17 protein-coding genes are annotated in these 16,340 nt (G+C 39.0%); 7 read left to right on the top strand and 10 right to left on the bottom strand.

The window, feature by feature from the left end:
• The 6 genes from ftsY to FE394_RS18400 all read left to right on the top strand — a co-directional run.
• Positions 1-1,020 (top strand): signal recognition particle-docking protein FtsY (gene ftsY / locus FE394_RS18425; protein WP_319927792.1); only part of this gene is annotated, 1,020 nt, incomplete at its 5' end.
• A 6-nt stretch (positions 1,021-1,026) separates the two neighbouring features.
• Positions 1,027-1,692 (top strand): cell division ATP-binding protein FtsE, encoded by a 666-nt coding sequence (gene ftsE, locus FE394_RS18420; protein ID WP_319927791.1) that lies wholly within the window; start codon positions 1,027-1,029, stop codon positions 1,690-1,692.
• Positions 1,685-2,668 (top strand): permease-like cell division protein FtsX, encoded by a 984-nt coding sequence (ftsX, locus tag FE394_RS18415; RefSeq protein ID WP_319927790.1) that lies wholly within the window; start codon positions 1,685-1,687, stop codon positions 2,666-2,668. The genes ftsE and ftsX overlap by 8 nt, the downstream gene beginning before the upstream one ends.
• A 216-nt stretch (positions 2,669-2,884) precedes the next feature.
• Positions 2,885-3,742, top strand: a complete 858-nt coding sequence (gene rpoH, locus FE394_RS18410) for an RNA polymerase sigma factor RpoH (RefSeq protein WP_319927789.1) — start codon at positions 2,885-2,887, stop codon at positions 3,740-3,742.
• A 147-nt stretch (positions 3,743-3,889) separates the two neighbouring features.
• Complete coding sequence (locus FE394_RS18405) at positions 3,890-5,155, top strand: GntP family permease (protein ID WP_319927788.1); 1,266 nt, start codon at positions 3,890-3,892, stop codon at positions 5,153-5,155.
• 77 nt (positions 5,156-5,232) lie between these two features.
• Entirely contained in the window at positions 5,233-6,375 is a 1,143-nt protein-coding gene (locus tag FE394_RS18400) for a glycerate kinase (RefSeq protein WP_319927787.1), read from the top strand.
• A gap of 8 nt (positions 6,376-6,383) precedes the next feature.
• Here FE394_RS18400 and FE394_RS18395 read toward each other — a convergent pair whose 3' ends face one another.
• From FE394_RS18395 to FE394_RS18355, 9 genes are all read right to left on the bottom strand, one after another.
• Positions 6,384-6,932 (bottom strand): CpmK protein, encoded by a 549-nt coding sequence (locus tag FE394_RS18395; protein ID WP_319927786.1) that lies wholly within the window; start codon positions 6,930-6,932, stop codon positions 6,384-6,386.
• A complete protein-coding gene (locus FE394_RS18390) occupies positions 6,929-7,474 on the bottom strand; it encodes a carbapenem self-resistance protein CarG family protein (protein ID WP_319927785.1) in 546 nt (181 codons plus the stop codon). The genes FE394_RS18395 and FE394_RS18390 overlap by 4 nt, the downstream gene beginning before the upstream one ends.
• Positions 7,464-8,312, bottom strand: a complete 849-nt coding sequence (locus tag FE394_RS18385; protein ID WP_319927784.1) for an SUMF1/EgtB/PvdO family nonheme iron enzyme — start codon at positions 8,310-8,312, stop codon at positions 7,464-7,466. The genes FE394_RS18390 and FE394_RS18385 overlap by 11 nt, the downstream gene beginning before the upstream one ends.
• Positions 8,313-8,319: 7 nt before the next feature.
• Entirely contained in the window at positions 8,320-8,583 is a 264-nt protein-coding gene (locus FE394_RS18380; protein ID WP_319927783.1) for a 2Fe-2S iron-sulfur cluster-binding protein, read from the bottom strand.
• The gene (locus tag FE394_RS18375; protein WP_319927782.1) at positions 8,580-9,722 is read right to left on the bottom strand and encodes a proline dehydrogenase family protein; all 1,143 of its coding nucleotides are present in this window, start codon (positions 9,720-9,722) and stop codon (positions 8,580-8,582) included. The genes FE394_RS18380 and FE394_RS18375 overlap by 4 nt, the downstream gene beginning before the upstream one ends.
• 56 nt (positions 9,723-9,778) lie before the next feature.
• Entirely contained in the window at positions 9,779-10,600 is an 822-nt protein-coding gene (locus tag FE394_RS18370; RefSeq protein ID WP_319927781.1) for a TauD/TfdA dioxygenase family protein, read from the bottom strand.
• A gap of 13 nt (positions 10,601-10,613) precedes the next feature.
• Positions 10,614-11,363: an enoyl-CoA hydratase/isomerase family protein gene (locus FE394_RS18365; protein WP_319927780.1), complete on the bottom strand. Its 750-nt coding sequence runs from the start codon at positions 11,361-11,363 to the stop codon at positions 10,614-10,616.
• Between the two features lie 2 nt (positions 11,364-11,365).
• A complete protein-coding gene (locus FE394_RS18360) occupies positions 11,366-12,871 on the bottom strand; it encodes an asparagine synthetase B family protein (protein WP_319927779.1) in 1,506 nt (501 codons plus the stop codon).
• Positions 12,872-13,535: 664 nt separating this feature from the next.
• Positions 13,536-14,726: an MFS transporter gene (locus FE394_RS18355; protein ID WP_319927778.1), complete on the bottom strand. Its 1,191-nt coding sequence runs from the start codon at positions 14,724-14,726 to the stop codon at positions 13,536-13,538.
• Between the two features lie 154 nt (positions 14,727-14,880).
• Between FE394_RS18355 and FE394_RS18350 the strand changes: the two genes are divergently transcribed.
• A complete protein-coding gene (locus FE394_RS18350; protein WP_319927777.1) occupies positions 14,881-15,351 on the top strand; it encodes a MarR family transcriptional regulator in 471 nt (156 codons plus the stop codon).
• A 106-nt stretch (positions 15,352-15,457) separates the two neighbouring features.
• Here the strand turns inward: FE394_RS18350 and FE394_RS18345 are convergent, their stop codons facing one another.
• Positions 15,458-15,760: a helix-turn-helix domain-containing protein gene (locus FE394_RS18345; protein WP_319927776.1), complete on the bottom strand. Its 303-nt coding sequence runs from the start codon at positions 15,758-15,760 to the stop codon at positions 15,458-15,460.
• Between the last annotated feature and the right edge of the window lie 580 nt (positions 15,761-16,340).

The following is a 16,340-nucleotide window of genomic DNA, read 5'->3' as shown; positions in this document are numbered from 1 at the left end:
TTAGCGGAAGAAGCCGCCCGTCGTGAAGCAGCAGAAGAAGCAGAACAGCAGCGTTTAGCGGAAGAAGCCACATTATCTAAAGAGCAGGAGCGTCCAACCAAAGAAGGTTTCTTTGCTCGTTTGAAACGTAGTCTGGTTAAAACTCGTCAAAATTTTGGCACTGGCTTTCTGGGATTATTCCGTGGCAAGAAAATTGATGACGATCTGTTTGAAGAGCTGGAAGAACACCTACTGATTGCGGACGTAGGGGTCGAAACTACCCGTAAGGTCATCACTAGTTTGACAACTCACGCCAGCCGAAAAGAATTGAAAGATGCAGAAGCTCTTTATTCTAAACTGAAAGAAGAGATGTCGGACATTCTGGCAAAAGTTGAGAAGCCTCTGGAGATTGAAGGCAAAATGCCTTATGTCATCCTGATGGTGGGTGTGAACGGCGTCGGCAAAACGACCACCATTGGTAAATTAGCGCGTCAGTACCAGTCTCAGGGCAAATCCGTCATGTTGGCGGCAGGGGATACTTTCCGTGCGGCTGCGGTGGAGCAGTTACAGGTCTGGGGTGAACGCAACAAAATTCCGGTCGTTGCTCAACACACAGGAGCCGATCCCGCTTCCGTGATTTTTGATGCCATTCAATCAGCCAAGGCCAAAGGTGTTGATGTTCTGATTGCGGATACCGCAGGGCGTTTGCAGAACAAAGCCCACCTGATGGAAGAATTGAAGAAAATCGTTCGGGTGATGAAAAAACTGGACGAAGATGCACCACATGAAATTATGCTGACATTGGATGCCGGCACAGGTCAAAACGCAGTAAGTCAGGCTAAACTATTCCATGAAGCTGTGGGATTGACGGGTATTTCACTGACTAAACTGGATGGTACTGCAAAAGGCGGTGTTATTTTTGCGATTGCCGACCAATTTGAAATCCCAATCCGCTACATTGGCGTAGGGGAAGGCATTGAAGATCTCCGTCCATTCAAGGCAGACGACTTTATTGAGGCTCTTTTTGCCCGAGAGGATTAACGATTAATGATTCGCTTTGAACAGGTCAGTAAAGCCTATCTGGGAGGGCGGCAGGCGCTGCAAGGGGTGGATTTTCATCTACTCCCAGGAGAAATGGCATTTTTAACCGGTCATTCAGGGGCCGGTAAAAGTACACTTTTGAAACTTATCTGTGGCATAGAACGTCCCAGCGCAGGCCATATCTGGTTTGCTGGTCATGATATCAGCCGGTTAAAATCCCGGGAGATCCCTTTCCTGCGTCGTCAGATCGGCATGATTTTTCAGGATCATCACCTGCTGCTGGATCGTACTGTATACGAAAACGTTGCCATGCCGCTGATTATCTCAGGAGCGAGTGCTGAGGACATTCGCCGACGCGTGTCTGCGGCACTGGATAAGGTTGGATTGCTGGACAAAGCGAAAAATTTCCCCATTCAGCTTTCTGGTGGAGAACAGCAGCGCGTTGGTATCGCCCGCGCTGTGGTGAACAAGCCAACGGTTTTGCTTGCGGATGAACCGACGGGAAATCTGGATGGTGAGTTATCTGAGGGGATCATGCGCCTGTTTGAAGAATTTAATCGGGTTGGTGTGACAGTGCTTATGGCAACTCATGATACTGCCCTTATTGAACGAAGAAATTACCGCATCCTGACCCTGAATCAGGGGCGTATGCAAGGGGGGCATCATGGTTAAGAATGTCCGTCATTCGGCGAAAAAAACACAGTCTTCCAAATCCATCAAATCAAAATCCCTGAAAGGCGGATGGCGCGCACAGTGGCGTTATGCGTGGAAAAGTACCTTGTCTGATATGTTTCGCCAGCCGCTGGCGACGCTGCTGACCATTATGGTGATTGCCATTTCCCTGACTTTACCGAGCGTGTTTTACATCGTTTGGAAAAACGTTAATCAGGCTGTAGTACAATGGTATCCCATTCCACAGCTCACGGTTTATCTGGATAAGTCATTGAATGATAATAGTGCCAAGCTGGTGATTGAGCAGCTAAAAGTGATGGATGGCGTGAAATCGGTGAACTATCTCTCTCGTGAAGACGCCGTAAACGAATTTCGTGCCTGGTCGGGATTTGCCAGTGCTCTGGATTTACTGGAAGAAAATCCACTGCCGGCGGTTGCCATTGTTTCCCCCAAACTGGATTTCCAAAGTTCCCAAGCATTGTCAACACTGCGTGATCAAGTCGCTCAAATTAAAGGCATTGAAGAAGTCAGGATGGATGATAGCTGGTTTGCCCGTCTGGCAGCATTGACGTCGCTCATTGGCCGGATTGCTGCCGTGATAGGCATCCTGATGGTGGTTGCGTTGCTTTTAGTCATTGGTAATAGCGTCCGCCTGAGCATCTTTAGCCGTCGTGAGACGATTAACGTCATGAAGCTGATTGGAGCAACAGATGGCTTTATTTTGCGTCCTTTCCTTAATGGCGGAGCTTTGCTGGGGATCTTGGGGGCGATTTTTTCCCTGATCCTCTCTTCCTTGCTGGTGTGGAAACTTGCCAATGTAGTCACGGAAGTGGCGAGTGTCTTCGGAACAAGCTTCCAACTGCATGGACTGGGATGGGATGAAGCACTATTGTTGGTCCTTATTTCAGGTATGATTGGTTGGATTGCAGCGTGGTTTGCGACAATCCAGCACTTACGTCGTTTTAGGCCCGAATAAAGGAATTTTCTGGTTATCAGGTGAACTTTTGGGCTAAATCACGGTCGAAATCATCGTTACAGATTAGTATCGGTATTCATACAATTTAGACGATTTGAATATGATTTCTACGATGGTAAAATGGCCATATCTTTGGCTTGAATAAATCGTCTTTATTTCGTGTATTCGGCTAAACTTAAACAGGCATCAATTGAATCTGATTTTGAGAGAATTTGAATGACAAAAGAAATGCAAACTTTGGCATTAGTTCCACAAGGTAGTTTGGAAGGATACATTCGTGCCTCCAATGCTTATCCTATGCTCTCCGCAGAGGAAGAGAAGGAACTGGCAGAAAGGCTGCATTACCAGGGAGATCTGGATGCAGCGAAAAAGCTGATTCTTTCTCACCTGCGCTTCGTTGTTCATGTTGCTCGCAGTTATGCTGGTTATGGTCTGCCACAGGCAGATTTAATTCAGGAAGGCAATATCGGCCTGATGAAAGCGGTTCGTCGGTTTAATCCAGAAGTAGGCGTACGTCTGGTTTCTTTTGCTGTTCACTGGATTAAGGCAGAAATCCACGAATACGTATTGCGTAATTGGCGTATTGTGAAAGTCGCAACGACAAAAGCCCAGCGCAAGCTGTTCTTTAATTTGCGTAAAGCTAAACAACGTCTGGGATGGTTCAATCAGGATGAAGTCGAGCTGGTCGCCAAAGAATTGGGTGTGACCAGTAAAGACGTCCGAGAGATGGAATCCCGTATGTCAGCGCAGGATATGGCATTTGATATGTCATCTGATGATGACAATCATGATAGCCAGCCCGTGGCTCCGGTGCTGTATTTGCAAGACAAGGCTTCTGACTTTGCTGATGTCATTGAAGAAGATAACTGGGAAAACCACGCTGCGGATAAACTTTCTGTCGCGATGGAAGGACTGGATGAGCGTAGCCAAGACATCATTCGCGCCCGTTGGTTGGATGATGACAACAAAACCACCTTGCAGGAACTGGCGGATAAATACGGTGTATCCGCTGAGCGTGTTCGACAGCTGGAAAAAAATGCAATGAAAAAATTGCGACTGGCTATTGAAGCGTAAATACACATACTCTTAATAATAAAAAGCGATAATTCATTTATCGCTTTTTTTATATGTGAAAAATGGCCCAGATCGATTTTTAGTGCCAGAGTTCAGTGTTATTCCGGTGTCAGTTTTATCAAATGGGTAAAATGGGGACAGTATAAAATGACAACAGTTTCTGCTTTGGGTGCCATTATTGCTCTGATTGTCGCGATTGTGCTGATATTGCGTAAAGTACCTCCGGTCTATGGCATGATGATCGGGGCACTGATGGGGGGCCTGATTGGCGGTGCTGATTTAGTTCAGACCGTAAACCTGATGGTCACGGGTGCTCAGGGTATGACAAATGCCGTCTTACGCATACTGGCGGCAGGTGTATTGGCAGGAGTATTGATAGAATCTGGAGCAGCAAACACCATAGCAGAAACTATCGTGAGTAAGTCAGGAGAAAAGCGTGCATTACTGGCCTTGGCGCTGGCGACTATGTTGCTGACAGCGGTGGGCGTGTTTATTGATGTCGCCGTGATTACCGTTGCTCCGATTGCTCTGGCAATTGCCCATCGTGCCGATTTATCAAAAATGGCAGTTTTGCTTGCGATGATTGGCGGAGGTAAAGCGGGAAACGTTATGTCGCCTAATCCGAATACCATTGCAGCATCAGAAGGGTTCCATGTTCCGCTGACATCTTTAATGGTCGCAGGAATCATTCCCGGCTTGCTTGGGTTAGTGATGGCTTACTATCTTTCTAATCGCCTGATAAATCGTGGATATAAAGTCAAGCATGAAGAGCTGACACTCACACAACAGGCAACACTTCCCTCCTTTATGGCAGCGATTTCCGCGCCTATTATTGCTATTTTACTGCTGGCATTGCGCCCGATTGCCAATATCACTATTGATCCCTTGATTGCATTACCGGTGGGAGGACTTGCTGGTGCGATTATCATGGGGCACTGGCGTCAATCGAACAAATTTATCATTTCTGGTTTGAGTCGTATGTCACCTGTCGCCATTATGTTATTGGGGACGGGGACACTTGCTGGCATTATTGCTAACTCCGAACTTAAAAATGTACTGATTGAGGGAATTACGACCTCTGGTTTACCTCCATACCTGTTGGCACCGATTTCGGGAGCTTTGATGTCAATGACTACGGCATCAACAACAGCCGGTACTGCGGTGGCATCAGCGGTATTTGCCCCGACATTGCTCGATTTAGGTATCAGTGCCTTGGCGGGGGCTGCGATGGTTCATGCGGGTGCCATTGTTCTCGACCATCTGCCGCATGGCAGTTTCTTCCATGCGACGGGAGGCAGTGTGCATATGCAGGTACATGAACGTTTGAAGCTATTGCCTTACGAAACATTGATTGGTTTCACGATTGCCGTCGTCTCAACTTTAATCTTTGGCGTATTCGGTTTTGCCGGCTAGCTATACCGGAAAATATACCGGAAAAGATACTGGAAAAGATGCCGGAGAAGATGCACTGAAGAGCAGAGGAACCCGTTATGAAAATTGTGATTGCCCCAGATTCATTTAAAGAAAGTCTGAGTGCCTTGCAAGTGTCACAGGCGATAGAACAGGGATTTCAAGAGATCTTCCCACAGGCGGATTACATCAAATTACCGATGGCTGATGGAGGAGAAGGGACAGTGGATTCGTTGGTTGCTGCAACGGGAGGAAAACGCGTCTCATGTACAGTCACTGACCCTTTGGGGCAGCCGGTTGAGGCATTTTTCGGCCTATTGGGGGATGGAAAAACAGCAGTAATTGAGATGTCTGCCGCTTCTGGTTTGCATTTAGTGCCAATAGAACAACGCAATCCTTTGATAACGACGAGCTATGGAACAGGTGAGCTCATTCTGGCTGCATTAGAGCACGGCGCGCAGAAAATGATTTTGGGCATCGGAGGTAGCGCGACCAATGATGGTGGTGCTGGCATGATGCAGGCACTTGGTGCGGAACTATCGGATGGAGATGGTCGTATCCTGCCATTTGGCGGAACAGCCTTAACGCGATTAGAAAGCATCAACTTAACGACTCTTGATCCCCGACTTAGTCAGATTGATCTCACCGTGGCTTGTGATGTGAATAACCCACTGTGTGGTGAATTTGGCGCATCAGCGGTTTTTGGCCCACAAAAAGGAGCGACGGCGGAGATGGTTAAAGTACTGGATTCTGCATTGCATCATTATGGAATGAAGATTGAAGCCCTGACAGGCAAAAATGTAATCAATGAGGCCGGAGCCGGAGCGGCTGGAGGGATGGGGGCATCCTTGCTGGGATGTCTGGGTGCGAAATTACAGCCAGGCATTGAAATTGTTATTGATGTCTTGAAACTGGAAGAGATTGTTCAGGGGGCCGATCTGGTCATTACGGGGGAAGGTCGTATAGATAGCCAAACCATACATGGTAAAACACCCATTGGCGTTGCCCGTGTTGCCAAGAAATTCGGTATTCCGACCATCGCCTTAGTGGGGGGAATGAGTCGGGACTACCATGTTGTCCATCCACATGGACTGGATGCGGTATTTTCCATTGTCCCCGGCGCTTGTTCCCTTTCTGATGCCCTTGCCAATGGTGCAGATAACCTGCGGGTAACAGCGCGTAACATTGCAGCGGTTTGGCGTATGCCTCATCCAAGATCATAAAAATCAATTTAATAAAGTAAATCAAGTTGGCTTGGTTCCCCCGTTATTTTTATAACACCTGAACTCAGTCTTTCAAATTCAACTTGATATTTTGCTACATTAATTCCCGTAACAATATTATCCAAATAAGAATATGCAACTCTGACTGATTTGTTTTTAGCCCATTCAGGCAATGACTTTATATAATAACTAAAAATAACAAATCCTTTTTTTTCGTTTATATAGGTAATGCTATCAATATTTTTCACTATGATTCTGCCATAACAGAGATCACCATTCCTTTTAAATTCTTTTGAGCCAAGAGGGGTTAAAGACCATATTTTCTTATGTTCTTTCATTTTGGGTTCTACTAATCCAGCATCAACAAGAGATTCCATTTTTGCATTAATCCATACAGAATCTCCATTATTAATTGAAACAGGCCACTGAGTCTCATCTAGACATAAAGGAGGTTGATTATCAAGAACCTTTTGTATTTTATCCATATATTCATACTCATTAATAGCATAGCAAAAACCAGATAAAAAGAATGATAAAACAAAAATAACAATTCTCACAATTTTCCCTCCAAGTTAAATTCTATAAAAGCATCATCGACACTTTTATATTTATTTTTAGTAGTATAAGAATTGGTATAATCCCAGTAAAAAGCGGAAACACCAGGTATTTCATGATTAGTCTTTATATCATACCTGCTAAATTTAACAGGTAACTCATCAAAAATATTATCGTCTGTTAATTTATTATGTATTTTATGGGCGATAACCATATAATAATATCCATTTTCTTTACGTAATTCATAATCAGTTATTTTTATAGACGATGCCGACAATCGGAAATCAAACCAAGTAAAACCGACATCATGTGGAATAGGAACAATATTATAACTCCCATTTTTATTTTTGATGAAAATGGTTAACGTATTGCTAGGGTGAGAGGTATTATTATCAAATTCAGCATGAAAAATGGCGTCTTTTATGCCATCACCATTCAAATCTATAAAATTCATTCCATCCTTAAGCACAACCTTAGAACTACCATGCGCAAAAATGTCAAATGATAAAAAAACAAATAACATAAAAATTATCTTAATTTTCAATTGGGTGGCTCCTGGCTAATCTAAATCCGATGTCGGGCATAAAAAATCCTGCGCTATGGTTATCACAACTTGCCAAAGTAGTTGAATGAGAAAGATAACTTCCCCCACAGAAATAATACATCTTAACTTTGTCTAAATTATAACTATCATAAACCCATTCAGAGACATTACCACTCATGTCATATAGCCCTAAAGCATTGGGCGATAGTTTACCAACAATTTCTGTTCCAAAATTATTAACATTAAATTCAGGATACCATGCAACCTTTTTGGCGTTATCACTACCGGAATGACGGTATCCATATTGACCAGACTTTAATGCCGGTTTTCCGCCTCGTGCAGCAACATGCCATTCATTTAGGGTAGGTAAGCGATATCCATTAGCCTGTTTATTTATGCGTATATCTATATTTTTAGCATTTTTTCGGATGGGGTGATCATCCTTTTGTAAATATACAGGGGTTAAGTTTGATTTTTCACTCAACGCATTGGCGAAAATGACAGTATCCAACCACTCAATATTTGTCACCGGATGTTTACCTTCATCCTGTTCAGGAGGAAGGCAGTCTTCATAAGTGGCGCCATTGCAGCCATCATGAAACTCATAACCATTCAACATTGCCCATTCATATACTTCTTGATATAGAGAATAAGTGACTTCATTTTTCATAATATAAAAAGAATTTAACTCCACATTTGAATGTGATATGTAGTCTTGATTTCCAAAAACAGTACCAACATAAAAATTTCCACCTTCAACAAAACTTTCACTAATATCATTACTTGAATATGCCTCAAAAGACATAATAAAATATAAAAATAAAATCATGTATCGCATATTACCCTCATAAAATTTCAATATTTCCTTTAGGGAAGGAACAGCATGCCAGAGTATACCCTAACGAAATATCTTCCCGAGATATTCCTCCAGAGTGATCAAGATGAACCTCCCCAGAAATAATTTTTACTTTACATTTACCACAATGCCCAGCAGCACAATGGTATTTTAATTTAATATTGTTTTTGTATGCGCATTGTAAAATTGTTTCATTTGACTCGATATCAAATGTATTCTCACCCATTTTTAATTTAAAAACATTATCTTTCACTTAATACTCCTTCTAATTCTTGATATTATCTCTTTTCTTATGATTGCATTCTCTCTCATAAACGTATCTATAGATACAGCATTTTCATTTATTCTTCTTAACAAATATGGTAATGATTTATTAAATGGCCCATATGGTAAATATTTACATACTTTAGCACCATTGTTTACCAAATTAGATGAAATATGATCCCCAATACCGTATAATTGTCCAAACCAAAATGTTGTATGTTTTAATATATCTTCGTTCAATATGTTTGATATGCTTACCTCATTGTGAGTGGCGAAGAAAGGAGAAAAAAAACTGATATTCTCTGAAATGTATTTTACTGCAACATTATAGTTATAATCTGTTTCTTCTTTTTTTGAAAAAAAAGAGCCAATTGATCTTTCATGATTTATGGTCTCTTCTTCTAAATATGCACCTCTCACAAGTTTTACTCCTACTTTAATTTTGTTATCAATTGCAATAGCATGGAGATTTTTTAAAAGGCTAAGAGATTCCTTTTTATAACATTGTATGGTTAATGTTATAATTGGCCATTTTTTATTATAGTTAATCATGCTATTTATTGCAATTTTATCAACTGCGGATTGTATCCAAGATTGTTCTGCATCAATCATTATGCGAACAGACTTCTTATTCGCATAAGAGAATATTTTCTCATAGCGAGCTAATATTCGATCCCAATCGGTTGAGTTTTTTTCTAAAAACGTCCTGCTTTTTGTTTTTTCCTCATAAATATGAATGGCTCCTAATGACGATGGTTTAATAACAACGTAAGGTATCTTTTTTTCATTACTTGCAAAGTTAATTAATTTTAGTGTTGACTCTACTGCATCATCAAAAAATTGTTCATTATCTTCTCCTTCTATTGCGTAATCTAATACACTGTAAATATTATTTTCACCTAAAAAATTGACAATCGCCTTAGCTTCATTTAGAGTCTCACCGCCAAAATATACGCTATTTAAAAATTTTGTGAAAAACTTTATTTTCCTATTAATGGTGAAATTAATTAACCATAAAGATATATTCTTTGTGAATTTATTTGTAAGTAATAATGTTACAATGAATTTAAGGGAAAGTGTTAGAATGCTGTATCTTGAATACAATGATATTTTTTCTTGACTTTTCAATAAACTCTCCATTTTTAATATTAGCCGAGCTAATGCCCGGCTTTTTATTAATGATATTAGATATCTGCAGTTTGCCCGCGGTAAAGGCGACGAATAATATTGTCGTCGTTAAACTCTTCCCTTTCATGAATAACTCTTCTGTTATCCATTATAATTAAATCCCCATCTTCCCAATAGTGTTTATAATAGTAACGAGGATTTTTCATAAATGTAGTAAGTTCTATGAAGAACCTCTTTGTTTCCTCTGTTGTAAATCCAACAATCCTGGGTTCCCAACTAGCGGGCTGATCTTCATCAAATGGGAAATATATCAGCATTTTTCTTACCCATCCAAGATCAGTAAATACAGGAACTTTAAACCATCCAGCAGGAGAAACATCTACATAATATCCATATTCTAATACCTTGACTTCAAAGGTTTCATTCTCTAGTACCTTCAATAAATGGTCAGGCATCTCCTTGCACGCGAGAACATGGTCACAGACAGTAGTTGCACCACGAAATTTCATATTTTTTATTTCTACTGCGTATAAAAAAACTTGGTCTACTTGAGACAACAATAACCCACCATCGGCATGAAATGGTAGTTGCCCTCGTCCAGTAACAATCTTCCCTTTTTCTCCTTCAAGCTTCAGTGTGTCACGATAACCAAAACCAACATCGATCTTCTCATCCGCATATTCAACTATTGTTCCATATTTACTGTATATATCACGGAATTCATTAGCATCAATTTTAAGTTTATTGACTATGACAAAACCTTGGCGCATAAGAAGGTTTTTGATTACTTCAGTGTCTGTTTTAAGAAAGTCATCAGCATTAATTTTGGCACCAAAACCAGATTCCATTATTGGTGACCATTGTAAATTATTATTCATATAATTCCCTCGATTAATATTTTTCACCAAGTACATTTTTGAAGTGCTTTTGTGCATCTCTGGCACCAAACGAATTTTTATGGACTAGTTTCGATTCTTGCCTGCATTTTTCCAATGCTTCAATAAACCTATTATTCATGAATTTCTTTGTGTTTGAATATGAAGTTTCTGGATACGTTGCAAGTAAGTTGGCTCGCTCTATTGCTTTCTCTAAAAGCATTTCTTTATCTGTTACTTGATTTACTATACTGTACTCAAGACATAATTCAGATGAGAGTTCTTCGCACTCGAATACAATTTTCTTCATTAGGTTATAACCATGTGTGAAGCTGAGAATAGCTGCACCAACAGAACAACCGATACCATGTTTTAGCTCAGGCATTACAAAGTGAGCTTCATTCGACATAATCCTCTGGTCAAACATCATAGCAAATTGAAATCCCATTCCTATAGCATAACCATCCACTGCCGCTATTGTTGGTTTCTTTACGTTTAACACAGCACTATATAGATCAATAACTCGATCTATCCAATTTTCTACATTTTCTCCCGTTAATTTCTTGACTTCATTGAAATCACCTCCTGAAGAGAAGGAGCGATTTTTACCACCATAAACAACGATAGCTTTAATATTAGTATCTAAATCAGCTTTATTGAGTGCATCCTTAGTGACATCCTCTAGCTTTTCATTGAATGGATTGTGTCTGTTTTCATGATTCAGAATCAAGACTCTGACTGAACCAAAATCCCTCTCTATAATCATGCTTAATTTCCCTTTATAATCTCACGTAACTTAGCTGGGTTAGCTTCTTCAAGTGTTAATCTGCCGGTTAAAAATTTTCTGTAGATAGCATAACTAAACCTTGTTTTTTCTTGATAGTTATTTACTTTTGTTCCTATTATTTTTGCAAAAGATTTATTAACAGATGAACCTTCATGAATGCCTATTTTCTTTCGCCAGACAATTTCTTTAGGAAGAACGTTTAAGTTATCTGCGTACTTACGCAAAATATTCTTCACTTCATTATCTCTAATTTTAAAGGTTGGATCTAAATTATGGCATAACGATATAAGATTGTTATTCCAAAATGGGTGATATACATTTAATCCGTAACTTCGAGCACCATGAGTAGAAAATTCACCTGTCCATTTAGTGCGGTAGAGTTGCTCAGACAATATTTCATTTGGATTATTATAAGACTTTAATGGATCTAGTATGCCACCAAACAACAGATCAGAACCGTACCCCGTTATTAACGAATTTACCTTTCCTTTTGCTAATTCATAAACGCTGAACAATCCTGATTGAATCTCTGAAGATAATCCATCAAAGATCTCATTGTGATAAATAGCTTTCACTACACCTGAAATGATTTCATCTTCGCTCAGAATTTTAACTTCATGCTCAGTCCCCAGTGAATCAGAAACAATTTGAGAAAACTCAAACTCATTACTTAACTCTGTACCTATAGACCATGTCTTCACCTTCTTGAAATATTGACATGCTAAAGCAGTCACCAGGCTTGAATCTAACCCACCGGATAGTGGAATCCCTATAGACTCATTATTGCTGGCTAGTCTAGAAATCGAATACCTCAAATCCATATCAATTATTTCAAGAATAAGGCTTTCTTTTATTTTTAAGACATTATTTTCTACTGGTGAGGTGAATTTTTTACTTTCTATGTAAGGATAATTTTGCTCGTCAAAATTTAGTGTATTTATTGTTCCTGGCTTTAACCTTAATACATTTTTTATTGGTGAGAAGTCATCGGGTTTGAGAACATCTCTAATAACTTCTTCTTCAGAACGGAAATCAAAAGCATTTTCATGCTCAACACTACCAACAATTTTTAAACTATTTGTAATCCAAATCTTATCAGTCTTCACCAAGTTTACTAAATTTAGACCTCGGGACTCTGTTATTATCTCTATCTTACCTTTTTTATCCTCAATAAATAAGCAAAAATCACCTTCCACCAAAGAAAGAGAAGAGTTTCCTAATCTTTCTCGCATTAGTAAAAGTACTTCTGCAACATTTAATGCCCAAACATTTCCTTCTATTTTCCCTAAAGTAGATCTCAAAATAGAGATGTTATAGATATCACCAATTAAAAATGCTGTATATTGGTCATTCTTGGTTTTAGATATATTGGAGCTATTTCGGAAGAAAATAGTTCCTGTTGATAATTCTTCTGCATTGAATGTATTAATTAATTTACTAATGTTTTTATCTTGGCTGTGTTTAACAAAACAAAACTCAGTACTCAATTTTCAGCTCCTTGTTACAGTGGTATTATATAAGATTACTTAATAAAATCACTCGTCTTATAAGTATTAAAAATAATCTAGGCACTGGAAAAGTAACAAATAAAATTAATGCGATCAATATAAAATCATTGATTTTTTTAATGAAAAATTATTTTTAACTCAATTTTTGTAATATTAAATGCTGCAATGAATAAAATAAACCTTAAAAACAATGGGTTATTTTTATTGATAACTATTAAGGACCAAACACAAAAAATAATTAGAAAGACATATTACATAATAAAAAACTTTCTTTATTTAAAGAAAATAAGAATATTAAATAATATTATTCTTTATTGTTAATTTGTTAGTTAAGAATAAATGTATGAATATTTTTTAATTACGATCATATTAGAATTACACGTTGATGATTTATTAATCAATTGAACTTTTTCAGATTCAGCACATTTCTTGTTATCGGATATTTGTTGATTTGATATATTGAAGGAAATCAATAAAGGTTAGTTAATTACCTTATATTTGATTTGTCCTATCAATTGACGTTAGCAAAAACGCCGTAAACCCTCACCCAATGCGGGCGACTGATTGTCTTCTTGGAACTTGATTGTTTTGGAAACTAATTATTTTGGAAACCTAATTGTCGAGCGCTTCATTAGAGGCGCTTTCATCGCTTATTGTATTGCCGGGCCATGATGGCAGTAAAACCAATAGATACAGCGAATAACAAAGCACCCACTAAAAATATCCATCCATAGTGATTATTGAATAGTAAGAAACTGCTCACCATCGGGCCAGTCGCCATACCGATATATCTGATGAAATTATAAAGTCCGATGACAGTCGCCCGCTCTTCCACAAACTTTGTTAACAGCAGGGTGGCGTGTGTGGGAGTCGACAGCCCCAGAGTAAAGCCATATAAAGCCGTGACTGCAATCAACGTGGGAATACCTAAATAATATGTTCCGGAAAATAGCAGGATTAAACTCAGATTTAGCAAGCTACTGAGAATCAATCCATTTTTGGGTGAGAATCGATGATTGACTAAACGATAACTGTAACTACCGATAATCATTGCCAATGACATGGGAATATACATCCAACCAATATCAGCAGGGCTGAAATTATATTCACTATTCAAGATGATGGGTAAAAAAGTCAGAAAACAGAAGTAACAATAGAACAGCATAAAACTAATGCAGAAAACGGATTGTGCAATGCGGTCTGATAAAATTTGGCGAAAGTGAGAGGATATCTTTTGTGTATTTTCTGATTGTTCAGGTTTGGTTTCTGGTAACCAAAATAAGTTTCCGATGAACAGTAACCCGCCAATAATGGCGATAAACTGGAAAATCGCAACATATCCATTTGATTCAGCCAAATAACCGCCGAGTAATGGCCCGGAAGCAGGAGCAAGAGTTAATAACATCTGATAAGTACTGATGGCTTTTGCACGATCTTGCCCTTCATACAGATCGCCAATAATGGTTGCCGCGATCACCGGAATTGCTGCAATTCCGATAGCTTGAATAACCCGAAAGAAAATCAGCCAGTAAATATCGGAAGTCATGGCACATCCGATAGAACCGATAACAGAGACAGCAAGTGCAGGTAGCAGAACGGCTTTGCGGCCCTTTTTGTCAGCCAGTGGCCCATACACAATTTGCATAACGGCCAAAACAAATGTGAATGCTGAGATGGTTAGATTGACTAAAGGCAGAGAGGTATTGAATAACTCTTTAATCGTAGGAATAACGGGAGTATAGATATTTTGTGCAAGAGAGCCGAGTAAGGCACTGAAGCACACCAGATAGAAGATCACTTTTACATTGTGAACTGAAGTCAGTTTATTCATCATTAATCTCCATTTAGTTTCCGTGGAAACAAAATGGAGATTAATGAATTGCTGGATTTTGTAAAGATCTTTTTTCATCTCTTTTGTTATGATGGCGAAAATAGTTTCTTTGGAAAAGCTTTTTGAAAGATGAAGGTTGTTATAGGAAGAGTCGTGAATGATTAACAGTACAGCTTGCCAACGTGAAATCCTTGCCGCCATCAACCACCTGATACACTTAAGAGCCAGTGTTAAACAAGGGTATGATGAAGAAACACTCCGCAAGTATGGAATCAGTGATTACTCACTGTCTGAATTACATGTTATTCAGTGTATTGGTGCATCGGGATTACTGAATATCACTGCCATTAGCCAAGCGATGAAAATGACTAAGGGCGCTATTTCGAAAATTTGTGCGAAACTTCTCCAGCGTTCAATCCTTGAAAAGCTGAAAATGGTGGATAACCAGAAAGAAATCTATTTCAGCCTGACTGTTGAAGGAAAACAGATTTTTGCTGTGCATGAAAAATTACATCAGCAAGCAGAAAAAAGGTGGATGAAAATACTGGAAAATTACTCAGAGGAAGAATTAGTGGCTATCCAGAGATTTGTTGTCGATGTGATTGGAATTGTGGAACATACTCGATAACGATATGAATTATTTAAAGATATGATTCAACAAGAGTCAGAAGCCTTAAATTTAATGAATAGAACCGACTTTACAACAGGCTTCTGACGAGTTTGTCTTGACCCATTCAACAACCGTTTTTTCCAATAATTGTTTCAGCAATGGGAATAAATTGATCGGTGAGTTTATTGACGGTGTTGTCCTCTTTTTCGCTTTTAAAACAATCTTCAAAAAACCAAGCAATATGGGTATCTAATAATTTTGAAATACCAACAAGATGAGTTATGTTAATTCGGTTTGTTCCTCTTTCATAACGTGAAAGTTGTTGCTGGCTGATACCAATTTTTTTCGCCAATGCTGTTGCCGTGATACCCAACTCTTTCCTTTTGTTCTGAATACGTTGTCCGACTAATAGATTCGCTTCTTCCATATCTTATCCTTTATTTTTAATCAGTAAGTTATGGCGTCATCAAGGATAATTGTCTGGGGCTTGAAAACTGTTGGATTTTCACCCCGCCATTTACTCGTAAAATAGAGCCTGCCTTGACGGATTCACGACCGTTCCCGGTATGCCTATTGTTACATCTGATACGCCATTTTGTTTTCCGACATGCGCCTTGTTTTTTAATGACATGACCTTTTTTATTAACGTTTTGTAAAAAAATAGTCCTTCACCTCAGCAAGGTATGTTCTTCCATGATACGAATTACTTTTCTCTGTTTTTTCGCTATTCCTGCATTTTCCGGCTGCTTTGCTACCGTGGACTAAACAGCCTTTCTGCACAGGCTTTCTGCTCTCCTTGTATGAGAGATAACCGATCTTATCCCAACTTTTACATTACGAGATTTTATTTACTTTAATTACTTGATTTTTAAAAACTTTTAGCATTATAAATAAGATAAATCTGCAAATAATAATAAGTTACTGCCTAAACTTATATTAATTGACATATACCGTTCTTATTGATGCCTTTCTTGAGGTTATAAACTGGACAAAATATACCAAACTGT

This window comes from Xenorhabdus littoralis (assembly GCF_033949345.1).
Taxonomy (GTDB): domain Bacteria; phylum Pseudomonadota; class Gammaproteobacteria; order Enterobacterales; family Enterobacteriaceae; genus Xenorhabdus; species Xenorhabdus littoralis.
This window is presented reverse-complemented; position numbering and strand designations above follow the sequence as displayed.